Origin of the sequence: Pseudomonas viciae (assembly GCF_004786035.1) — a bacterium.
GTDB classification, from domain to species: Bacteria; Pseudomonadota; Gammaproteobacteria; order Pseudomonadales; family Pseudomonadaceae; genus Aquipseudomonas; species Aquipseudomonas viciae.
Window position 1 is genome coordinate 6,058,305 of record NZ_CP035088.1, and the last position, 22,788, is coordinate 6,081,092.

General features: G+C 61.3%; 19 protein-coding genes. 5 read left to right on the forward strand and 14 right to left on the reverse strand.

What is annotated here, in order from left to right; all coding sequences use genetic code 11:
• Window positions 1–5 precede the first annotated feature (5 nt).
• The 11 genes from EPZ47_RS27010 to EPZ47_RS27065 all read right to left on the reverse strand — a co-directional run bounded on the left by EPZ47_RS27010 (window position 6) and on the right by EPZ47_RS27065 (window position 13,144).
• Complete coding sequence (locus EPZ47_RS27010; RefSeq protein ID WP_135847448.1) at window positions 6–599, reverse strand: aminodeoxychorismate/anthranilate synthase component II; 594 nt, start codon at window positions 597–599, stop codon at window positions 6–8.
• Window positions 600–683: 84 nt separating this feature from the next.
• Window positions 684–2,165: an anthranilate synthase component I gene (gene trpE, locus EPZ47_RS27015; protein WP_135847449.1), complete on the reverse strand. Its 1,482-nt coding sequence runs from the start codon at window positions 2,163–2,165 to the stop codon at window positions 684–686.
• A 70-nt stretch (window positions 2,166–2,235) separates the two neighbouring features.
• On the reverse strand, window positions 2,236–3,054 hold the full coding sequence (locus EPZ47_RS27020) for a phosphoglycolate phosphatase (protein WP_135847450.1): 819 nt from the start codon (window positions 3,052–3,054) through the stop codon (window positions 2,236–2,238).
• Window positions 3,051–3,725 (reverse strand): ribulose-phosphate 3-epimerase, encoded by a 675-nt coding sequence (gene rpe / locus EPZ47_RS27025; RefSeq protein ID WP_135847451.1) that lies wholly within the window; start codon window positions 3,723–3,725, stop codon window positions 3,051–3,053. Before rpe ends, EPZ47_RS27020 begins: the two co-directional genes overlap by 4 nt.
• 78 nt (window positions 3,726–3,803) lie before the next feature.
• Window positions 3,804–4,952, reverse strand: coding sequence for an iron-containing alcohol dehydrogenase (locus EPZ47_RS27030; RefSeq protein ID WP_135847452.1), 1,149 nt, complete (start codon window positions 4,950–4,952; stop codon window positions 3,804–3,806).
• 203 nt (window positions 4,953–5,155) lie between these two features.
• Window positions 5,156–5,980: an ABC transporter permease gene (locus tag EPZ47_RS27040; protein ID WP_135847453.1), complete on the reverse strand. Its 825-nt coding sequence runs from the start codon at window positions 5,978–5,980 to the stop codon at window positions 5,156–5,158.
• 12 nt (window positions 5,981–5,992) lie between these two features.
• Window positions 5,993–7,240, reverse strand: a complete 1,248-nt coding sequence (locus tag EPZ47_RS27045; RefSeq protein ID WP_135847454.1) for an ABC transporter permease — start codon at window positions 7,238–7,240, stop codon at window positions 5,993–5,995.
• A 203-nt stretch (window positions 7,241–7,443) separates the two neighbouring features.
• Entirely contained in the window at window positions 7,444–8,487 is a 1,044-nt protein-coding gene (locus EPZ47_RS27050; protein WP_014340502.1) for an ABC transporter substrate-binding protein, read from the reverse strand.
• Between the two features lie 48 nt (window positions 8,488–8,535).
• On the reverse strand, window positions 8,536–9,660 hold the full coding sequence (locus EPZ47_RS27055; RefSeq protein WP_135847455.1) for an ABC transporter ATP-binding protein: 1,125 nt from the start codon (window positions 9,658–9,660) through the stop codon (window positions 8,536–8,538).
• A gap of 335 nt (window positions 9,661–9,995) precedes the next feature.
• Window positions 9,996–10,625, reverse strand: a complete 630-nt coding sequence (locus EPZ47_RS27060; RefSeq protein WP_003177702.1) for a response regulator — start codon at window positions 10,623–10,625, stop codon at window positions 9,996–9,998.
• Between the two features lie 122 nt (window positions 10,626–10,747).
• A complete protein-coding gene (locus EPZ47_RS27065; RefSeq protein WP_135847456.1) occupies window positions 10,748–13,144 on the reverse strand; it encodes a PAS domain-containing sensor histidine kinase in 2,397 nt (798 codons plus the stop codon).
• Between the two features lie 74 nt (window positions 13,145–13,218).
• Here EPZ47_RS27065 and EPZ47_RS27070 point away from each other — a divergent pair, with 74 nt between their 5' ends.
• On the forward strand, window positions 13,219–14,214 hold the full coding sequence (locus EPZ47_RS27070) for an alpha/beta hydrolase family protein (RefSeq protein ID WP_135847457.1): 996 nt from the start codon (window positions 13,219–13,221) through the stop codon (window positions 14,212–14,214).
• 75 nt (window positions 14,215–14,289) lie between these two features.
• On the opposite strand, the gene EPZ47_RS27075 is transcribed toward EPZ47_RS27070, so the two are convergent.
• The 3 genes from EPZ47_RS27075 to EPZ47_RS27085 are packed head-to-tail and all read right to left on the reverse strand — an operon-like array spanning window position 14,290 to window position 16,752.
• Entirely contained in the window at window positions 14,290–15,057 is a 768-nt protein-coding gene (locus tag EPZ47_RS27075; protein ID WP_135847458.1) for a TerB family tellurite resistance protein, read from the reverse strand.
• A 1-nt stretch (window position 15,058) separates the two neighbouring features.
• Complete coding sequence (gene murU / locus EPZ47_RS27080) at window positions 15,059–15,730, reverse strand: N-acetylmuramate alpha-1-phosphate uridylyltransferase MurU (RefSeq protein WP_135847459.1); 672 nt, start codon at window positions 15,728–15,730, stop codon at window positions 15,059–15,061.
• Complete coding sequence (locus EPZ47_RS27085) at window positions 15,727–16,752, reverse strand: aminoglycoside phosphotransferase family protein (RefSeq protein WP_135847460.1); 1,026 nt, start codon at window positions 16,750–16,752, stop codon at window positions 15,727–15,729. The genes murU and EPZ47_RS27085 overlap by 4 nt, the downstream gene beginning before the upstream one ends.
• Before the next feature lie 130 nt (window positions 16,753–16,882).
• On the opposite strand from EPZ47_RS27085, the gene EPZ47_RS27090 reads away from it, so the two are divergent.
• From EPZ47_RS27090 to rsmA, 4 genes are read left to right on the forward strand one after another with little or no spacing between them, the layout of a single operon-like run.
• Window positions 16,883–19,684, forward strand: coding sequence for an LPS-assembly protein LptD (locus EPZ47_RS27090; protein ID WP_135847461.1), 2,802 nt, complete (start codon window positions 16,883–16,885; stop codon window positions 19,682–19,684).
• Entirely contained in the window at window positions 19,665–20,981 is a 1,317-nt protein-coding gene (gene surA / locus EPZ47_RS27095) for a peptidylprolyl isomerase SurA (protein WP_135847462.1), read from the forward strand. Before EPZ47_RS27090 ends, surA begins: the two co-directional genes overlap by 20 nt.
• A complete protein-coding gene (gene pdxA, locus EPZ47_RS27100) occupies window positions 20,978–21,967 on the forward strand; it encodes a 4-hydroxythreonine-4-phosphate dehydrogenase PdxA (RefSeq protein WP_135847463.1) in 990 nt (329 codons plus the stop codon). Before surA ends, pdxA begins: the two co-directional genes overlap by 4 nt.
• Entirely contained in the window at window positions 21,964–22,782 is an 819-nt protein-coding gene (gene rsmA, locus EPZ47_RS27105) for a 16S rRNA (adenine(1518)-N(6)/adenine(1519)-N(6))-dimethyltransferase RsmA (protein WP_135847464.1), read from the forward strand. Before pdxA ends, rsmA begins: the two co-directional genes overlap by 4 nt.
• Window positions 22,783–22,788: the final 6 nt, after the last annotated feature.

The following is a 22,788-nucleotide window of genomic DNA, read 5'->3' on the forward strand; positions in this document are numbered from 1 at the left end:
AGTCCTTAGCGCGTGCCGCCGGTTTGTTTGAGGAAGTTGGCGAACAGTTCGTGGCCCTGCTCGGTGAGAATAGACTCGGGATGGAATTGCACACCCTCGATATTCAGCGTCTTGTGGCGCAACCCCATGATCTCATCCACCGAACCGTCTTCAAGCTGAGTCCAGGCGGTTATCTCCAGGCAGTCGGGCAGGGTTTCGCGCTTGACGATCAAGGAGTGGTAGCGGGTGACGGTCAGCGGAAGATTCAGCCCTTCGAACACGCCCTTGTCCTCGTGGAACACCGGGCTGGTTTTACCGTGCATGACTTGACGGGCACGCACCACATCGCCACCAAACGCTTGGCCAATCGACTGATGCCCCAGGCAAACGCCCAGAATTGGCAGTTTACCGGCGAAATATTTGATGGCTTCGATGGAGATGCCCGCTTCGGTCGGCGTGCAAGGCCCCGGCGAGACGACGATGCGCTCAGGCTTGAGGGCTTCAATTTCAGCGATGGTCAGTTCGTCGTTGCGCACGACTTTGACCTCGGAGCCCAACTCCCCGAGGTATTGCACAACGTTGTAGGTAAAAGAGTCGTAGTTATCGATCATCAGCAACATGGCGTAGCAACCTTTGGATTCACTGACTTTAAATACGGCCTTCGGAGCAAAACAGCCCCTGGCCACAGGTTGTTGTGGAGGACTTCAGTCGCCTGAAGTCTGCTCCGCCAACGCCACGGCGCGGAACATCGCCCGACGCTTGTTCAGGGTTTCTTCCCATTCCAACGCTGGCACCGAGTCGGCGACGATGCCGCCGCCGGCCTGGACGTGCAGTTCACCGTTCTTGATCACCGCGGTACGGATGGCAATGGCGGTGTCCATGTTGCCGTTCCAGGCGAAGTAACCCACGGCCCCGCCGTACACCCCACGCTTGACCGGTTCCAGTTCGTCGATGATCTCCATCGCGCGGATTTTCGGCGCGCCGGACAAGGTGCCCGCCGGCAGGATCGCCCGCAAGGCGTCCATCGCCGTCAGCCCGGCTTTCAACTGGCCGGTGACATTGGAGACGATGTGCATCACGTTGGAATAGCGCTCAATGACCATCTTCTCGGTGAGCTTTACCGAACCGACTTCCGAGACGCGCCCGGTGTCGTTGCGCCCCAGGTCGATCAGCATCAGGTGCTCGGCGATTTCCTTGTCGTCAGACAGCAGGTCCTCTTCCAGCGCCCGGTCAGCCTCCTCCGTGGCGCCACGGGGACGAGTACCAGCAATCGGGCGCACGGTGATCAGGTTGTCTTCGACCCGTACCAGTACTTCCGGCGAGCTGCCCACGACGTGGAAGTCGCCAAAGTTGAAGAAGTACATATAAGGCGTCGGGTTGAAGCAGCGCAGTGCCCGGTACAGGTCAATGGGCGCCGCCTTGAAGTCGATGGACATCCGTTGCGACGGCACTACCTGCATGCAGTCGCCAGCCAGGATGTATTCCTTGATGGTATCGACGGCTCTTTCGTAATCGTCCTGGGTGAAACTGGAGCGGAACACCGGGTCGGCTGCCGACTGTTTGCTGAAATCCAGGCCGGGGCGTGGCGTGATCGGCTGACGGAGTTTTTCCAACAGTGCCTGCAGGCTTTGTTGGCCTTGCTCGTAGGCGTCCTCCTGGGACGGGTCAGCCAGGACAATGGCGTGCATCTTTCCCGCGAGGTTGTCGAAGACGACAACGGCGTCGGACACCATCAGCAAAATGTCCGGAACGCCCAGTGGATCGGGGTTCGGACAGGTGCCCAGGCGTTTTTCCACGTAGCGCACGCAGTCGTAGCCGAAATACCCCACCAGGCCACCGTTGAAACGTGGCAGGCCAGGGATGGTCGGCACGTTGTAACGGGCCTTGAAGGTTTCGACGAACGCCAGCGGGTCTTCAACGTCCAGGCTTTCGATCTCGACGCCGTCGTGGGTCACGCTGATGCGATGGTCATGAACCCGTAGCACGGTACGGCACGGCAGGCCGATGATGGAGTAACGGCCCCATTTCTCGCCGCCCTGTACCGATTCGAGCAGGTAGGAGTTGGGCTGGTCGGCCAGTTTCAAGTAGATCGACAGTGGCGTGTCGAAGTCGGCCAGGGTTTCGCAGGCAAGCGGGATGCGGTTGTAGCCGGCAGCGGCTAGACGCAGGAATTCTTCACGGATCATGGGGTGCCTCGTGGCAAGAGAAGCTGACAGTCAGGTATGCAAACGCGCCGGATAACCGGCCAGGATCACGTCAGGCGCGCCAACGCCAGCGGGCCAGGGCCTTGATGACTTTCATCCAGAGTTTGCGAGTGACCACCACGATGGCGTTTCCAGAAGAGGATTGAACAGCGTCGGGCAACGTTATCTCAGCGGCCGGGTCCAGGCAACCGGGAATTAACAGACGCAAATCGTCGATCACCAGCGTGGGAAACTCTTCGGCGATCGGCCGACCATGGTTATAGCCGTAACTCAGCGCCACACATTTGACCCCAGCCGCTTTCGCCGCCAGCACATCACTGCGCGAGTCGCCGACGAACAACGATTGGGAGGCCGGGATGTTCGCCATTTTCATCACGAAGAACAGTGCGGCCGGGTCAGGCTTTTTCTGCGGCAAGGTGTCGCCGCCGATGATCCAGCGGAAATAACGGCCGATTTTCATCTGATCCAGCAACGGCGCGACGAAGCGCTCCGGCTTGTTGGTGATCAGCGCCATTTCCACGCCCTGCTTTTTCAGCCATTTGAGGGTCGAGCGCACGCCGGGGTAGACCACCGTCAGTTCGTGATTGCCCTCGTAAGCTTCGTTGAACAGCTCCAGCGCCCGCTCGGCCTCGGCCTCATCGACACCCTGGGCATCGATGTGGTTGGCCAGGGCCCGGCGCACCAGCATGGGCGCGCCATTGCCGACCCATTGACGCACAGCGTCGAGGCCGGCGGGCGGGCGGTCGAGCTTGAGCAGCATGTGGTCCACGGCGACAGCGAGGTCTGGAACCGAATCGACCAGAGTGCCATCGAGGTCGAACATCACCAGACGCGGCAGACTGCCGGGGAACAACTGCTCGAAACCGCTCATGGACGGGCCAGAGCCAATTCGGCGCGCATCTTTTCAATGACCTCTTTGTAGTCCGGTGCATTGAAGATCGCCGAGCCGGCAACGAAAGTGTCGGCACCCGCGGCGGCGATTTCGCGGATGTTGTTCACATTCACGCCACCGTCGATTTCCAGGCGGATGTCACGGCCCGACGCATCGATCAGCGCGCGGGCCTTGCGCAGCTTATCGAGGGTGCCAGGAATGAATTTCTGCCCACCGAAACCCGGGTTGACACTCATCAGCAGGATCATGTCGACCTTGTCCATCACGTACTCGAGCACGTCCAACGGTGTCGCCGGGTTGAACACCAGGCCGGACTTGCAACCGCCTTCGCGGATCAACTGCAAGGAGCGGTCGACGTGCAGCGTGGCTTCAGGGTGGAAGGTGATATAGGTGGCACCGGCCTCGATGAAGTCACCAACGATGCGGTCCACCGGGCTGACCATCAGGTGCGCGTCGATCGGCGCGGTGACGCCGTACTTGCGCAACGCCGCGCAGACCATCGGGCCGATGGTCAGGTTGGGTACATAGTGGTTGTCCATGACATCGAAGTGCACGAAGTCGGCGCCGGCGGCCAGAACGTTGTCCACTTCCTCGCCCAGGCGGGCGAAATCGGCGGAGAGAATCGACGGAGCAATAACGAAGGGCTGCATGACGCACCTGTTTTGAGCGAAATCACGATGGCGCGCATTGTATACCTCAAGATTTGGCGCGCCCACCGTGACAGTCGATCAATACGCCGCGCGGTAGATCTCCTCGATATCACCGGCGCTCAGTTGGCGCGGATTATTGCGCATCAGCCGCTCTATTCCCGCTGCTTCTACCGCCATCGAGGGAATCACGTCCTCGGTCACGCCCAGACCGCTCAGGCCCTTGGGTATTTCCACGGCAGCACACAGCGCGGTCATCGCCTCCACGGCTTCGTCGGCAGCCTCCAGGTCACTCAGGTGCGCGGTCTTGATACCCATGGCTTCGGCAATATCGCGCATGCGCTCGACGCAGGCCATCTTGTTCCACGCCATGACATACGGCAGCAACAAGGCGTTGGCGACGCCATGGGAGACGTGAAAACGCCCGCCCAAGGGATAGGCCAGCGCATGCACTGCCCCGACCCCGGCGTTACCAAACGCCATGCCGGCCATCAGGCTGGCGGTGGCCATATCCTCGCGGGCTTGCAGGTGAGCGGGGTTGGCGTAGGCCTTGGGCAAGGCGCGAGTGATCAGCTTGATTGCGCCGATGGCCAGGGCATCGGTGATCGGCGAAGCATTGAGCGACAGGTAGGCCTCGATGGCGTGCACCAACGCATCGACGCCACTGGCCGCCGTTACGCTGCGCGGGCAAGTGAGGGTCATCTGCGGACTGACCAGCGCCACATCCGGCAGCAGAAAATCGCTGACGATGCCTTTCTTCAACTGCGCGGCCTTGTCGGAGAGGATCGCCACATTGGTGACTTCCGAGCCGGTCCCGGCTGTGGTGGGGATGGCGATCATGGGGGCGCCTTTGCGCGGTACCTGGTCGACCCCGAACATATCCTGCAACTCGCCGTGGTAACCGGCGTAGACCCCCACGCATTTGGCGATGTCGATGGCACTGCCGCCACCCAGGCCGATCAGGCCATCATGGCCGCCGTCTCGGTAGGCCTGCATGCAGTCTTCGACGATGGCGATTTCCGGGTCCGGCATGACCCGGTCGAAAATTTCGTAGTCGCGCCCGCCCAGGTGTTGCAAGGCCAGCTCCACGGTACCGGACTTGACCAGCGCGGCGTCAGTCACGATCAGCGGGTTGTCGACGTCCAGCCGCGTCAGCTCGGCCGCCAGTTGCTCGATGGCAGCGGCACCGGTGATCAGTTTGTGGGCGATCTTGAATGAGGAAAGACTCATGTGCGCGGCCTCTTATTCGAGTATGGGCTGGCACAAGGATAGCTCGGTATTGCGGGTTGTCTGCTATTCAGCTCATGAATCCATCGCAAATCCACTGTAGGAGCGGGCTTGCTCGCGAATGCGGCGCAACATTCAATAGATATGTCGACTGATACACCGCTTTCGCGAGCAAGCCCGCTCCCACAATGGTTTTACATTGGGCCTCAGACTTGAGTAGTACGCAGTTTCTCGCTGCGCCCACGCAACCACTCCAGGGTCAGCAGCAGGATCACCGAGAAGGCAATCAACAGCGTCGCCGCGGCGGCGATGGTCGGGCTGAGGTTTTCGCGGATACCGCTGAACATCTGCCGTGGCAGGGTCGCCTGCTCGGGACCTGCCAGAAACAAAGTCACCACCACTTCATCGAACGATGTCGCGAAGGCGAACAACGCGCCGGAGATCACACCGGGGGCGATCAACGGCAGGGTCACCCGACGAAACGCGGTCAATGGCGAAGCCCCAAGACTGGCGGCGGCCCGAACCAGGTTGTGGTTGAACCCCTGCAAGGTCGCCGACACCGTGATGATCACGAACGGCACGCCCAGCACGGCGTGGACCACAATCAGCGAGAGGAAGCTGTTGCCCATCCCCAGCGGCGCGAAGAACAGGTAGCTGGCCACACCGATGATCACCACCGGCACCACCATGGGCGAAATCACCAGGGCCATCACCAGCGCCTTGCCCGGGAAGTCACCCCGGGTCAGGCCGATGGCCGCCAGCGTGCCGAAAATCATCGCCAGCAAGGTCGCTGCCGGGGCCACGATAATGCTGTTTTTCAGCGCCCGCATCCATTCGGCCGAGGCGAAGAAATCGTGGTACCACTGCAGAGAGAAACCTTGCAGCGGGTACACCAGGAAGCTGCCGGAGTTGAACGACAGCGGAATGATCACCAGTACCGGCAGGATCAGGAACAACAGGATCAGCCCGCAGAGTATGCGCAAGCTGTAGAACCACACCCGTTCAACGGGGGACATGTAAGGACTCAGCATTTCGATCTCCCCTTAGCTCAGGCGCAGGCGACTGGCGCCCACCAGCCAGCTGTAAATCAGATAAAGCACGATGGTCGCCAGCAACAGCAGCCCGCCGAGCGCCGTGGCCATGCCCCAGTTGATACTGGTGTTGGTGTAGAACGCGACGAAGTAGCTGACCATCTGATCGTTCGGGCTGCCCAGCAGCGCCGGGGTGATGTAGTAGCCGATGGCAAGGATGAACACCAACAGGCAGCCAGCGCCGACACCGGCATAGGTCTGCGGGAAATACACCCGCCAGAAACTGGCGAACGGATGGCAGCCCAGGGAAATCGCCGCACGCATGTAGGTTGGCGAGATGCCCTTCATCACGCTGTAGATCGGCAGGATCATGAACGGCAGCAGGATATGGACCATGGAGATGTAGACACCGGTGCGGTTGAACACCAGCTCCAGGGGTTTATCGATGATGCCCATGGCCATCAGGCCGCTGTTGATCAGGCCGCCCGACTGCAGCAGCACGATCCATGCGGCAACCCGCACCAGGATCGAAGTCCAGAATGGCAGCAGCACCAGGATCATCAGCAGGTTGCTCTGGCGCGATGGCAGGTTCGCCAGCAGGTAGGCCAACGGATAAGCGAGCACCAGGCAAATCGCGGTGATCACCAGGCCCATCCAGAACGTGCGAGTGAAAATGTCGAGGTAGATCGCCTGGTCGGGAGTGGCTGGGGCCAGTTCGCCGAGGTCGTCGATTCGATGATCGACGGCCGCCAGCAAGTAATACGGGGTGACGTCGCTGGTGTTGCGACGGATCACCTGCCAGTACGCGGGATCGCCCCAGCGCTCGTCGAGGTTTTCCAACGCTTCTTTATAGGAGGCCGGCTCGGTGGCAAACGGCAGCGCTCGAGCGGTCTTGGTCAGCAGGCTACGATAGCCGGCCAGTTCCATGTTCAGGCGCTTGGACAGATCGCCCAGGGTCTGATTCTTGCGGGCTTCGGCCAGGTCTTCACTGGCTGCCTTGTACACCGGCTCACCCGGCAACCCACGCCCGTCCCACGTAGCGACCGCCGCCACGGTGCGCGGCATGGCGCTGACGACTTCCGGGTTGCTGACGCTTTTGAACAGCAGCGCCACGATCGGCACCAGGAACACCAGCAACAGAAACAGTACCAGCGGCGCGATCAAGGCCTGGGCCTTCCAGCGGTTGACCCGCTCGGCGCGCTTGAGCCGCTGCTTCAGGGTGGGGCTGGTGCCCGCGTTCAGTGGAACGGCGATGGCCATGGCGAACTCCGCAAATCTTTTTGATCGTTACAGGGGCGGCGTGCCGCCTCTGTTCTTTTGAAACACCCGAGTTGATGCAGGAACCTGTGGGAGCGAGCTTGCTCGCGATGGCTGCGGCACATTCAATACTGAGGTGCCTGACAGACCGCTATCGCGAGCAAGCTCGCTCCCACATGGATCTCATCCGGTTTCAGACCGTCGGGTTACTTGGCCGCCCAGGAATTGAAGCGCTGCTCCAGTTGCTCACCGTTGTCAGCCCAGAAGCTGACGTCGATCTGCACCTGGTTGGCGATGTTTTCCGGGGTGGTCGGCATGTTGGTCAGGACATCCTTGGCCAGCAACGGGACTGCCTGGGTGTTGGCCGGGCCGTACGCGATGTTTTCCGAGTAGGTCTTCTGCTGCTGCGGTGCTACGGAGAAGGCGATGAATTTCTTCGCCGCTTCTGCGCGGGTCTTGTCCAGGCCGCGCGGAATGGCCCAAGCGTCGAAGTCGTAGATGCCGCCGTTCCACACCACTTTCAGGTTGCTTTCTTTCTGGACCGCAGCGATCCGGCCGTTGTAGGCCGAGCTCATGACCACGTCACCGGAGGCCAGGTACTGCGGCGGCTGGGCGCCGGCCTCCCACCACTGGATGTTCGGCTTGAGTTCGTCGAGTTTCTTGAAGGCACGATCCTGACCGTCTTTGCCGGCCAGCACTTTGTAGACGTCTTTCGGCGCCACGCCGTCGGCCATCAAGGCGAATTCCAGGGTGTACTTGGCGCCCTTGCGCAGACCGCGCTTGCCCGGAAATTGCTTGGTGTCCCAGAAGTCCGCCCAACTGGTCGGCGCGGTTTTCAGTTTGTCGGCGTTGTAGGCCAGCACGGTCGACCACACGAAGAAACCGACACCGCACGGCTGGATGGCGCCCTTGACGTAGTCTTCGGCCTTGCCGAACAGCGCTGGGTCCAGTTGCTCGAACATGTCTTCATCACAACCACGGGACAATTCCGGGGACTCGACTTCCACCAGGTCCCACGAAACGCTCTTGGTGTCGACCATGGCCTTGACCTTGGCCATTTCGCCGTTGTACTCGCCAGCCACGATCTTGCCGTTGCCGGCCGCTTCCCACGGTGCGTAGAAGGCTTTGACCTGCGCCGCCTTGTTCGCCCCGCCGAAAGACACCACGGTCAGGTCCGGGCCCGCCGCCATTGCGCTTGCCGCACCCATCATGCCCAGAGTCAGGGCGGTGAACTTAAGGGATCTCAACATTTATTGTTCTCTCCACGTGCAGGGTTGGTGTTGGTACAGCTGGGGCGATCAATTCGCCTCTAGAAGGGGATCGAGCGCACGCACATGCTCGACTTGCCAGCCAAGCGGAACCACGTCCCCAACGGCGAGCCCGGGATCGAGCTCGGCAATCGGTTGTTTCACGAAGAAGTCATTCTTGCCGCAGACTTCCAGGCGAACCCGGACGTGGTCGCCCAGATAGATAAATTCCGCCACCCTCCCTGAGAAGCGGTTGACACATTGTTCGCTTGCGCCGTTGAGGCTCACCCGCTCCGGGCGAATCGACAGCGTCACCGGCTCGCCGGGCTTGCCAACATTCACCGCCAGCGCCTCGACCTTCTCGCCGCGCCCCAGCTCCACCAGGCAACGGTCACCGGTGTGGCTGTGCAGACGGCCGTTGAGACGATTGTTCTCGCCGATGAAGTTGGCGACGAAGGTGTTTTTCGGCTCTTCATAGAGCGTGCGCGGCGGGGCGATCTGCTGGATCTCACCCTGGTGGAACACCGCCACGCGGTCGGACATGGTCAAGGCTTCGCCCTGGTCGTGGGTCACGTAGACCACGGTCACGCCCAGACGCTGGTGCAGGTGTTTGATTTCCATCTGCATGTGTTCACGCAATTGCTTGTCCAGCGCGCCGAGGGGTTCGTCCATCAGCACCAATTGCGGCTCGAACACCAGCGCACGCGCCAAAGCCACGCGCTGTTGTTGGCCGCCGGACAATTGCGCCGGGTAGCGTTGGGCGAAAGTGTCCAGCTGGACCATGCTCAAGACGCGCTTGACCCGGTCGCCCACGTCGCTCTTGTTCAGGCCGCGCACGGTCAGCGGGAACGCCAGGTTCTCGGCGACGGTCATGTGCGGGAACAAGGCATAGTTCTGGAACACCATGCCGATGTCGCGCTTGTGAGGTGGCACGTTGTTGATGGCGCGCCCGGCCAGTTGGATCTCACCGGCGGTAGGGGTTTCAAACCCGGCGAGCATCATCAGGCTGGTGGTCTTGCCGGAACCTGACGGCCCGAGCAGGGTCAGGAATTCGCCTTTGCGAATATCCAGGTTGAGGTCTTTGACGATCAGGTTCTCGCCGTCGTAGCTCTTTTGCACACCACGAAAGCTGACCAGCACATCACTGGCCCCCGCGCTTGAATCGACCTGGCTCATACCCGCACCTTTTTGTATTGATGACTGCTTGTGAATCAAGCCTAGTGGACCCTGGGGCCTGCGCAAATCGGGGCGCAGGAGAGAATCGCCTCAGCCGGATGGAAGAGTCGGGGTAGGGATTGCCCTACAGCGATGGCGGGATTGGATAAGGGCAGCGGCGAGTTTGAAGCGGCGAACTGCAAGTGTTGGGTAAAAGCGGTGTTGGGGCGTGTCGCAAATAGGTATGTCGACACTATCCCCTGTGGGAGCGAGCTTGCTCGCGATAGCGGTGTGTCAGCCAACATCGATGCTGAATGGTCCGACGCCATCGCGAGCAAGCTCGCTCCCACAAGGGCTTAGAGCAGCTTGTGCTCCATCGCGTACTTCACCAGTTCCGCCAATGAGGTGATGTTGAGCTTCTGCATCAGCCGCGCCTTGTGGGTGCTGATGGTCTTGCTGCTCAGGGCCAGTTGCTGGGCGATGTCGTTGACGTTGGCGCCTTGGGCCAGGCGCTCGAAGACCGAGAACTCGCGCTCGGACAGCAGCGAGTGCAGCGGACGGGTGTCGGTCAGGCCGACTTCGAAGACCATGCGGTCGGCCAGGTCAGGGTCGATGTAACGCCCGCCGGCCGCGACCTTGCGAATCGCCATGAGCAGCAAGGCCGGGTCGCTGTCCTTGGTCGCATAGCCAGCGGCGCCGACCTTCAGGGCACGGGCGGCCATTTGCGCCTCGTCGTGCATCGACAACACCAGAATGGCGGGTGGATTGTTCAATGCACGGATCCGCGGGATCGCCTCCAGGCCATTGACCCCCGGCATGGAAATATCCAGCAGCACCACTTCGCACGGCACATGCCGCAGGGTTTCGAGCAACTGTTCGCCGTTGCTCGCCTCCCCCACCACCAGCAAGTCCTTCGCCAGGCCGATCAACTGCTTGATGCCTTCGCGCACGATGGTGTGGTCTTCGGCTACCAGTACACGGATCACATTCTTCTCCAGATTCAGGATCTCATCGCGAGCAAACTTGCTCCCACAGGGTTTGTGCAGGCCTCAATCAATGTGGGAGCGAACCTGCTCGCGATAGCGCCAGCCCAGGCAACAGCAAGCCATCAAGCCTCATTCAACGGTACCCGCACCGACAGGGTCGTACCCTCCCCTGGCTCGCTTTCCAGGGACAATTGCCCGCCCATGATCAACACCCGCTCACGCATGCCGACCAGGCCAAAGGACGTTGGCCGCCCCGTACTGGCAATAAAGCCTACACCGTCATCGCTGACTGTCAGACACAATTCGTCGCCTTCCTGAACCAGCGTCAGTTCCACAGTATGCGCCTGGGCATGACGCATCACATTGGTCAGTGCTTCCTGGAGGATCCGGAACAGGCCGATGGCCTTGGCGTCACTCAAGGGCGGCAGATTGTCCGGCACCTGCACCAGGCACGGGATCTGTGTACGCGCTTCAAAGCGCCGGGCCTGCCATTCGATGGCCGAGGCGATACCGGCATCGAGGATCGGCGGACGCAGCGCCGTCGCCACGTCCCGCACCAACTGGAACAACTGGGCGATCAGGCGCTTCATGCTGTTGAGGCGTTCATGCAGGCCAGGATCCAGTTGCGCGTAGGCCAGTTCACACATGGACGTTTCCAGCTTCAACACCGTCAGCATTTGGCCCAGCTCGTCGTGCACTTCCCGGGCAATGCGCGCCTTTTCCTCTTCCCGCACGCTTTCCAGGTGCGCCGACAACTCGCGCAGCTGCTCCCGGGAACTGGCCAGTTCCAGTTCAATACGCTTGCTTTCGGTGATATCCCAGACGATACCGTCCCAGACATAAGCGCCATCTTCAAGACGACGGGTTATCGCCTTGATCTCGGCCCAACGCTCCCGGCCTTCGCGGGTCAGGATGCGGCCTTGCCACGACCAGTCACTGTCGCTGTCCAGCGCCTGGTCCTGGGTGCGGTGGTAACTGGCCTTGTCGTCCGGATGCACCAGGCTGCGCAAGCCAGTGTCGCTGCGCGCCAGCGTCGCCGGGGAATACCCCACCAGGCTTTCGCTGCCTTCGCTGATGTAGGCAAAGTCGATCTGGCCGGTCACCGGCGCCCGCTCCAGGCGAAAGACCAGGCCCGGCACGTTGGCGGCGATGCCTTGCAAGCGCGCTTCGCTCTCGCGCAACGCCGCCAGCGCACGACGGCGCTCGGTCACATCATTGAGGTAAACCACCAGGTATTCGGCGTCGCGAAAACGCAGGAAGCTCAGGGAGACGTCGGCCGGCAGGATGCTTCCATCGGCCCGCACGCATTCGGTTTCGAAACTCTGCGGTCCGTCTTCACTGGCCCTGGCGCGCTTCCACAGGTTCAGCCAACGATCCATGTGCAGACCCGGCTCGAAATCGATCAAGGGCCGTTCAATGATGGCCCCCGGCTCATACCCCAGCATGGTTTCGGCAGCGCGGTTGGCATAGCGCACGTGGCTGTCCCAGTTAACCCAGAGAATGCCAACGGTGCTCTGATCAATGGAAAACTGCGTCAGGCGCAAAGCCTCTTCACTGGCCGCGCGCTGGGCGATGTCTTCACGCGCGGAACGCAGGCGACGCTCCAGCGCCCGTTGCTGGCGGCGCTGCCAGAACACGATGGACACGCTGCTCAATAGCAAGGCCAACATCAACAGGGTCAGGTTTTGCCAGAAACCCGGGGTCTCGGTCAGGCGCGGATATTTGGGCTTGAGCCAGCGACTGTGCAGTTGCTCCAGCTCCTTGGCCGGGATCGCCTGTAAACCGGCGTCGACGATTTCAGCCAGCTGTGGCCAGTCCCGGCGCGTGGCGACCCGTAGCAGTTGCGGCAGACCAATGTCGCCCACCACCACCAACCCGGAAAACTCGGGCTCGACCATCAACCGTCCCAGCTGCGCCTCGTCGACCACGGCGTAACGAGCCTGCTGGCTCAGCAGCAATTGCAGGGCCTGGCGCTCCAGCGGCACGCCCTGCAGATTCAGCGTCGGGTAATTGCCACGCAGATAATCGGCCGTGGCACTGGGCATGCGCACCGCAACACGGGTCTGGGCATCGAGCTTTTCCAGCTCCACGCCCTCGGCGCCCTTCTGCTCGCCGACGATCAGTTGCGGCACGCGCATGTAAGGGTCGGAAAACTGCCAGAGCCTGAGCCCGCCCGGCGTCTGGTTCAGGCCCGGCGCGATATCCACCTCACCGTCGCGCAGTGCGGTTTCCAGTTGCCCCAAGTCCTGGAAGTTGCGCCAGGTCAGCTCGACATTCAACGCCTTGCCCAGCCATTGCATCAGCTCGACATTGGTGCCCGACAAACGCTGCAAGCGCCGGTCGTATTGCGCATAGGGCGCCTGCAATACCAGACCGACCCGCAATTGCGGATGTTGCGCAAGCCACTCGCGCTGCTCCGCATTCAATTGCACCCCATGCGCCGATGGCGCGGGCGCGGCCCACGCCATCAAGGGAAGCCATAAACAGCCGATAACCCACAGGCAGCAAAAACGCATCATCGAAGTCTCATGCACTGACAAATACTGACCAACCCATTAGGCTGCCGGAAATACTTCTGGTCATGGAATATCCGATGCCCTCTGTTTACCGCCTGGCATTGCCAGCATTGTGCCTGTCGCTGATCCTGCCGAGTGCCTTTTCTGCACACGCCAGCGAACCGGCACCCGCCGCGACGGAGCAACCTGCCGAGGAAAAACCGGCCGAACGCCAGCCCTTGCTTGAGCGTAGCCAGGAAGAAGCCACGGCACTCGAACGACAAGTCCCGGTTCAGGAACAACAACAGCTACAGACCGGCAGCGATACGTTCCTGGCGCTCTGGAAACCGGCCAACACCAGCGAACCCAAAGGCGCGGTCATCATAATTCCCGGCGCAGGCGAAACCGCTGACTGGCCTCAAGTGATCGGCCCGTTGCGTAAAAAATTGCCTGACGTCGAATGGAGCAGTCTGAGTATCACCCTGCCAGACCTGCAAAGCGACGTCATCGCACCGCGCGTGGTGCAAGCACCGCCCGAGACCAAGGCGGCCGACACGGCTGCCGCGGCGCCAGACGCCACTACTGCAGCGCCGATCGAACAGGTTGCAGGGGGCGAAGCCGACGCGGCAGACCCGGCCGTTGCCGAAACGAGCGAGGAACACGCCAAGGCCGATGCCGAGCGAATCTTCGCCCGCATCGATGCGGCGCTGGCGTATGCCGAACAGCAGAGTGCCCGCAGCATTGTCCTGTTGGGCCATGGCACGGGCGCCTATTGGGCGGCGCGCTACCTGAATGAAAAACAACCCTCGCAAATCGAACGCTTCGTGATGGTCGCCGCCCAGACCCCAGTCACCGCCAAACCCGGCTTGGCCGAACTGACGCCAACCCTGAAACTGGCAACCGCCGACATTTTCTACTCGGAAAAACCGCTGGACCGCAACGCGGCACTGGAACGCTTGCAAGCGAGCAAACGCTTGAAAGGCTCGACCTTCAGCCAGGTTTCCCTCAACGCCCTGCCGAACCCTTCGGCGGAGCAGGAACAGTTGTTCCGCCGGGTTCGGGGCTGGTTGAGCCCGCAGAAGCCGGGAGAATAAGGGTCACTACAGACATCAGGTCGGAGACATAATGTGGCGAGGGGATAAATCCCCTCGCCACAATTGTGCGGATGATTACCGGAAATCGCGCCGCTCGCGAATCAACCGATAGGCGTTATGCAACTCCCGGGTTTTATCGGTGGCTTCCCGCACCTGCACGGGTGTCGCCCCACTGCCGGCAATCTTGTCCGGGTGGTGACGGCTGAGCAGGCGGCGGTAGGCGCGCTTGATCTGCGAGGGTTCACTGGTTGCAGAAACCCCCAACAAACGCATCGCCTCCTGATACGTCACGCCACTGTTGGGCGGCGACAGTTTCTGTGGTTCGTAATCCGTCGCCAACGCCTGGACCTGCTGCCGTGTCCAGCCCAGCCACTTGCCCCACCGGGCAATCAATTCACGTTCGCCTACACCGGCCCGCCCGTCGGCCCAGACCATCCGCCAACAGGCCCGCAGGACACCTTCAGCCGCATGCGGCTGAGTGCTGAGGCGACGCAAATAACCGCGCAAGCGGTCGTTTCCAGACTTGCCTCGGTTGAACGCAGCGATGGCCCGGCGCTGGGCCGCTTCACTCAGGTCCAGGGCGCGCATTTCCTGGCGAGCCTGCTGGATGTGGCCATCAACCACGCGCCCATCGCTTTTCGCCAAACGCCCCAATAACACAAACAACAATTCATCGTTGCGCAGCGCTGGACGACCGCCCAGTCGCTCCCGTACCTGCGCCCAGCTCTGCAGGTTCAGGCGTCGATCCAACGCCTGCCCCAACAACGCACCCAGCATGGCCCCCGGAATGCTGGCTATTGCAAAGCCCGCTCCGGCTCCGATCAGAGTCCCTGGCCACCACATATCAACGGCTCGCTTTTATCAAGGTTTCGACCTGCGCCAAACGTTCATGGGTTCCGACATCCACCCAGTGTCCTTTCAGGTGCTCTCCACTGACGCGCCCCTCGGCCATGGCCTTGCGCAGCAGCGGTGCAAGCCTGAACGCACCGTCCGGGCAGCCGTCGAACAGCTGCGGGTGCAGGACGGCGATGCCGCTATAAGTCAGTTTGTCGGCAGCAGGCTCGCCATCGTGAACCTTTCCGTCGGCCAGGATGAAATCGCCGTCCGGGTGGTGCTCGGGATTATCCACCAGCACCAGATGCGCCAGCCCTTCGAGGGGTTGGCGCAAAGCGCTAAAATCGTAATCGGTCCAGATATCGCCATTGACCACCACGAACGCTTCGTCGCCCAGCAGCGGCAAGGCCCGGAAAATTCCGCCGCCGGTTTCCAGCGGCTCACCTTCTGGCGAGAAATGAATGCTCACGCCAAAGCGCGAACCGTCCCCCAGATGGTCTTCGATCTGCTGACCGAGCCAGGCATGATTGATCACGATCTCGGTAAAACCAGCCCTGGCCAGGGCCCGCAGGTGGTATTCAATCAAGGGCACGCCGCCGGCTCGAACCAGCGGCTTGGGCGTGGTGAGCGTCAGGGGGCGCATCCGCTCGCCCTTGCCCGCCGCCAGGATCATCGCCTTCATGCCGTCGCTCCGGCCGATTGACGCAAGCTGCAAAGCAGTTCATCCAGCGGCGCCAGTTCAGGGCGACGAGCGATGACCGCGTCTATATATGCAAAGAAGCGCGGTACATCGGTCAGATAACGCGGCTTGCCGTCGCGGTGGCAAATGCGCGCGAAAATCCCGATGACTTTGAGATGGCGCTGTACGCCCATCAAGTCGCTGGCCCGCAGGAAATCTTCGACATCCGGCTGAACCGCAATGCCGAGGGCGCCGGCCTGTTGCCAGTAATCCACCAGCCAACCGCGCACGCGCTCCTCGGGCCAACTGAGGAAGGCGTCCTTGAACAGGCAGGTCACGTCGTAGGTGACGGGGCCATAGACCGCGTCCTGAAAGTCCAGTACGCCAGGGTTCGGCTCGCTGAGCATCAGGTTGCGCGGCATGTAGTCGCGGTGCACCAGCACCTTTGGCTGGGCCAGGGCACTGTTGATCAAAAGATCCGAGGCCTGATCCCAGAGTTGCTGCTGGGTCGAATCGAATTCGATACCCAGCTCACGCTTGACGTACCACTCGGGGAACAGCTCCAGCTCCCGACGCAGCAAGGCAACATCGTAGCTGGGCAGCGGCGCCACCATCGGCAGTTGCTGGAAAGCCAGCAACGCTTGCAGGGCATCGCGGAATAAATCATCGGCATTGTCGCCGTTGATCACATCCAGATAGGTCTGGTTACCCAGGTCATTGAGCAAAAGAAACCCGCGTTCAAGGTCCTCGGCGTAAATTTTCGGCACGTTGATGCCGGATTTCGCCAGCAAAAACGCGATATCCACGAAAGGTTTGCAGTTTTCCTGGGGCGGTGGCGCATCCATCACGATGAAACTGCGGCCCTCGCCTTTCCAACGGAAATAACGACGGAAACTCGCGTCGCTGCTGGCCGCGGTCAACGTGGCCGGGGGTACGGCGCCCCAACCCTGTTGAGTAAAGAGGATCGGCAGCTGTTCATCGAGCCAAACTTTCAGGTGTTGCAGACGTACATCTTGGTCGGGCATTGCAAGGGTCTCCGACGGCGCTAGCCGTCAAGCGGGTCATGCTTTATTATCCAGCATCTTTTTCAGACCATCGAGAGGCGTGCGGCCCACACCGCGGGCAGATGGCACGCAGGAAGCCCGGACTAATAAGATGGCATTGAAATCCCCCGCGTTTCGTAAAAAATTTCCGTTGCTGGTTACCGGCAGTCTGCTGGCCCTGCAACCCCTGGCTTCTTCATTCGTCGTCGCGGCGCAGCAGTATGACTGCTCTGTGTCCGCTTCGGGTGCCTGGGACTGTGCGCCCAAGACACCTGCCGCTGCGTTGCCGCCGCGCCCGGTGCATGAAGGCAGCGCGGTTGCCGACAGCGGCGACGCTGCGGCCGACAGCAGCTCGGGCGAACAAGCCGGCGACAAGCCGATGCTGGTCACCGAAGCCAAGGGCCGTGGCCTGAAGTCGCGAAGTGCAGACTACAGTCACCTGGACTGGGTTCCGCGCGAGAACCTCACGCCGGCACAATTGGCTGAGACCGGCCCTTACTGCTCGGGTGCCTATATCGAGCCGACGCGTCCTGGCATGAATGACAAGACGGCCAAAAGTGACGCCCCTACTTTCCTCGGCGCCAAGGCTTCACGCTACGAGCAGGAAGAACAGGTGGCGACCCTCGCTGGCGACGTGGTCATGCGTCAGGGCAGCATGCAGGTCGAGGCCGACGAGGCCAGCCTGTACCAGGCCGAGAACCGCGGCGAGCTCAACGGCAACGTGCGGGTTCGCGACAACGGTGCACTGATCGTCGGCGACCACGCCGATGTACAACTGGACACCGGCGAAGCCAAGGTCGACAACGCCGAATACGTGATGCACAAATCGCGCATCCGCGGTAACGCGCTGTACGCCAAGCGCGCCGAGAACGCGATCATCCGTCTCAAGGACGGTACGTACACCACGTGCGAACCGAACAGCAACGCCTGGACGCTCAAGGGCAACAACATCACCCTGAACCCGGCCACCGGCTTCGGCACCGCCACCAACGTGACACTGCGGGTCAAGGACTTCCCGGTCCTGTACACGCCGTACATCTATTTCCCGATCGACGACCGTCGCCAGTCCGGCTTCCTGCCGCCGACCATCGGCAGCGGCAGCGACACCGGCTTCCTGCTGGTCACCCCGTACTACTTCAACCTGGCGCCCAACTACGATGCCACGTTGTATCCGCGCTACATGAGCAAGCGCGGCATGCTGATGGAAGGCGAGTTCCGCTACCTGACCAAGTCCAGCGAAGGTCAGTTCGGCGCTGCGTACCTCAACGATGAAGAAGACGAGCGCGCCAAGCAGTCCGACTACAGCAAGACCCGCTACATGTACAACTGGCAGCACAAGGGCGGACTGGATTCGCGCGTGCTGACGGAAGTCGACTACACCAAGATCAGCGACCCGTACTATTTCCAGGATTTGCAGACCGACCAGATCGGTGTCGAGTCCAAGGACTATGTGAACCAGCAAGGAGCCGTCAGCTATCGGGGCGACACCTACATTGCCCGCGTGAATGCCCAGGCTTATCAGATGGCGACGATTTCAAAGATCACGCCGTATAACCGCCTGCCTCAGATCACCTTCAATGGCGCCCTTCCACAGCACCCCTATGGTCTGGATTTCGCTTACAAGACGGAGCTGGTGCGCTTTGATCGAGATTTGCGAACGGGTAATTACACCGACGAAAACGGTAACTCTGACGAGGCGTGGCTGGACGAAAACGTCAGTGGCCTGGCACGGGCGAACGGCAATCGCTTGAACTTGGCGCCGGTCATGAGCCTGCCTATGGAAGCGAGCTATGGTTACATCAAGCCATCGCTCAAATATCAATACACTCAATATGATCTGGATCTGGATAGTCAAGGCAAGCTCGACATCTCGAACCAAAACGCCGAGGCTGATCGCCTGCGGGGCACTTACAGTGGCAGCCAGAGCCGCGGCGTTCCAATCGCCAGCATCGACAGCGGCCTCTACTTTGACCGGGACACCCAGTGGTTCGGCACCAACTACCGTCAAACCCTGGAACCACGCCTGTTCTACCTCTATGTACCTGAGAAAGACCAGAGCGATATCCCGGTTTTCGACACCGGCGAGTCCACCTTCAGCTACGCCTCGCTGTTCCGCGACAACCGTTTCTCTGGCTCCGACCGTGTCGGCGATGAGAACAAACTGTCCTTGGGCGTAACCAGCCGCTGGATCCAGGAGAACGGTTTCGAGCGCCAACGCGTCAGTGTCGGCCAGGCCTTTTACTTCAAGGATCGCGAAGTCCAACTGCCAGGTATCGACTTCAAAACTCGTGAAGACGCCAAGTCGGACGTATCCCCATACGCATTGGAATACGAATTCCGCTGGAACCGCGATTGGCGTACCACAGCCACCTACAACTGGGACCCGGATACCCGCAGCCCTCGCTCGGGCAGCGCGATGTTCCATTACCAGCCTGAAGACAATCCGAACAAAGTCATCAATGCCGGCTACCGTTATCGCAACGACCAGGTCCGCTACGACCAGACCACTGGCCAATGGTCCGTGGGCGGCGGCGACTACGGCACCCCGGGTACTCCTGGCTACGTGAAGGACTACTACAAGATCCAACAGCACGACTTCTCGGTCATCTGGCCAGTCGTGCCGCAGTGGAACGTGATCAGCCGCTGGCAGTATGACTACAACCGCAACCGCACCCTGGAAGCCTTCGGTGGTTTCGAATACGACAACTGCTGCTGGAAACTGCGCCTGATCAACCGCTACTGGGTCGACTATGAAGAATTCAGTCAAGCCGCCCCGGAAAACGAGAAAGGCGACCACGGCATCTTCCTCCAAATTGTTCTGAAGGGACTCGGCGGCCTCACTGGCGCCAAGGTAGAGAGCTTCCTCGACAAAGGCATCCAAGGTTATCGTGAACGTGAAGACCAAGCTTTCTGATTGTCTGCGCCCGCTGATGCTGGGCGCGCTGTTCCTGGGTACCGCGGCCAACGCCGCAGTACAGTCCATCGATAAAGTGGTGGCCATCGTCGACAATGACGTGGTCATGCAGAGCCAGCTGGACCAGCGCGTCCATGAAGTGCAGCAAACCATCGCCAAGCGCGGCGGTGGCCTGCCGCCTCCGGGCGTGCTGGACCAGCAAGTGCTCGAGCGCCTGATCGTCGAAAACCTGCAACTGCAGATTGGCGAGCGTTCCGGCATTCGCATCACCGATGAAGAGCTGAACCAGGCCGTCGGCACCATTGCCCAGCGCAACAACATGAGCATCGACCAGTTCCGCGCCGCCCTGGCTCGCGACGGTCTCTCCTACGATGACGCCCGCGATCAGATCCGCCGCGAGATGGTCATCAGCCGCGTGCGCCAGCGCCGTGTCGCCGAACGTATCCAGGTGTCCGAGCAAGAAGTGAAGAACTTCCTCGCCTCCGACCTGGGCAAGATGCAGCTTTCCGAAGAACTGCACTTGGCGAACATCCTGATCCCGACCCCGGAAAGCGCCAACTCCGAAGCGATCCAGAGCGCTTATCGCCAGGCGATGGATGTCTACCAGCAGCTCAAGCAAGGTGCTGATTTCGGCCAGATGGCCATTGCCAAGTCAGGCAGCGACAACGCCCTGGAAGGCGGCGATATGGGCTGGCGTAAACCGGCTCAACTGCCGCCTCCGTTCGACCGCGAACTGAGTGCCATGGCGGTAGGTGACATCACCCAGCCAGCGCGTACGCCCGGTGGTTTCATCATCCTGAAAGTGCTGGAAAAGCGCGGCGGTGGAAGCCAGGTGCGTGACGAAGTGCATGTTCGCCACATCCTGATCAAGCCCAGCGAAATCCGCAGCGAAGCCGAGACCAAGCGCCTGGCGGAGAAGCTCTACGAGCGCATCGAAGCAGGCGAAGACTTCGCCGAACTGGCCAAGAGCTTCTCGGAAGATCCGGGCTCGGCGCTCAACGGTGGCGACCTGAACTGGATTGACCCGAACGCGCTGGTCCCCGAGTTCCGCCAAGTGATGGCCGATACACCGCAAGGCCAGCTGTCCAAGCCGTTCAAAAGCCCTTATGGCTGGCACGTATTGGAAGTCCTTGGCCGCCGCGCCACCGACAGCACCACCCAGGCTCGTGAACAGCAGGCAATGACGGTACTGCGCAACCGCAAATACGACGAAGAGCTGCAAACCTGGCTGCGTCAGATTCGCGACGAAGCCTATGTCGAAATCAAACTCCCTGGTGCAGACCAGGCAGCGCAGTGAAACCCAAGCGTTTCGCGCTGACACCCGGCGAGCCCGCTGGCATCGGTCCTGACCTGTGCCTGCTGCTCGCCTCGCAACCCCAGCCACATCCTCTGATTGCCATCACCAGCCGCGACCTGCTCCTTGAGCGGGCCGCGCAACTGGGGGTGGTCGTCAACCTGCTGCCGGTATCGCCGAACGCCTGGCCGGATGCGCCGGCGCCCGCCAACAGCCTGTATGTCTGGGATACGCCATTGGGCGCCCCGGTGGTCACCGGTCAACTGGACAAAGCCAACGCCGCGTTCGTCCTCGAAACCCTGACCCGCGCAGGCGAAGGCTGCCTGGACGGGACTTTCGCGGGCATGATCACCGCTCCGGTGCACAAGGGCGTGATCAACGAATCCGGGATTGCCTTCTCCGGGCACACTGAATTCCTGGCGGATCTGACCCACACCGCACAAGTGGTGATGATGCTCGCCACCCATGGCCTGCGCGTGGCCCTGGTGACCACTCACCTGCCCCTGCGGGACATCGCCGACGCCATCACCCCGGAACGCCTGGAGCGGGTCACGCGGATCCTGCACGCCGATCTGCAGGAAAAATTCGGTATCGCCCGGCCACGCATCCTGGTGTGTGGGCTCAATCCCCATGCCGGTGAAGGCGGACATCTGGGCCGCGAAGAAATCGACATCATAGAACCCACATTGGAGCGCTTGCGCAGCGAGGGCATGGACCTGCGTGGCCCGCTGCCTGCCGACACTCTGTTTACCCCCAAATATCTGGAGCACTGCGACGCGGTGCTGGCGATGTACCACGACCAGGGCCTGCCCGTGCTGAAGTACAAAGGCTTCGGCGCGGCCGTCAACGTGACGTTGGGCCTGCCGATCATCCGCACGTCGGTGGACCATGGCACCGCCCTGGACCTCGCTGGCAGCGGCAAGATCGATACCGGCAGCCTGCGAGTCGCACTGGAAACCGCCTACCAGATGGCCGAGACCCATTTATGACCGAGCAATACCAACACCGCGCGCGCAAGCGTTTCGGCCAGAACTTCCTGCATGACGCTGGCGTAATCGATCGCATCCTGCGCTCCATCAATGCCAAGCCCGACGATCGCCTGCTGGAAATCGGCCCGGGCCAGGGCGCCCTGACCGAGGGCCTGCTGGACAGCGGCGCACAACTGGACGTGGTGGAACTGGACAAGGATCTGGTCCCGATCCTCAACCAACAGTTCGCCGGCAAGAGCAACTTCAACCTGCACCAGGGCGACGCGCTGAAGTTTGACTTCAATAGCCTGAACGCCGCGCCGAATAGCCTGCGGGTGGTCGGAAACCTGCCCTACAACATTTCCACGCCGCTGATCTTCCACCTGCTGAGCAACGCGGGCCTGATCCGCGACATGCATTTCATGCTGCAAAAAGAGGTGGTCGAACGCCTCGCTGCCGGCCCTGGCGGCGGTGATTGGGGCCGCCTGTCGATCATGGTTCAGTATCACTGCCGGGTCGAACACCTGTTCAACGTAGGCCCGGGGGCATTCAACCCGCCGCCGAAAGTCGATTCGGCCATTGTCCGCCTGGTGCCCCACGCGGTCCTGCCGCACCCGGCCAAGGATCATCGGTTGCTGGAGCGGGTGGTACGTGAAGCGTTCAACCAACGCCGCAAAACCCTGCGCAACACCCTGAAACTACTGCTCAGCAGTGCCGAAATCGAAGCCGCCGGCGTCGATGGCAGCCTGCGCCCCGAGCAGTTGGACCTGGCGGCTTTCGTGCGCCTGGCCGACAAGCTCAGCGAACAGGTCGTACCAAAAGCCGATGCCAACTGACAGGCG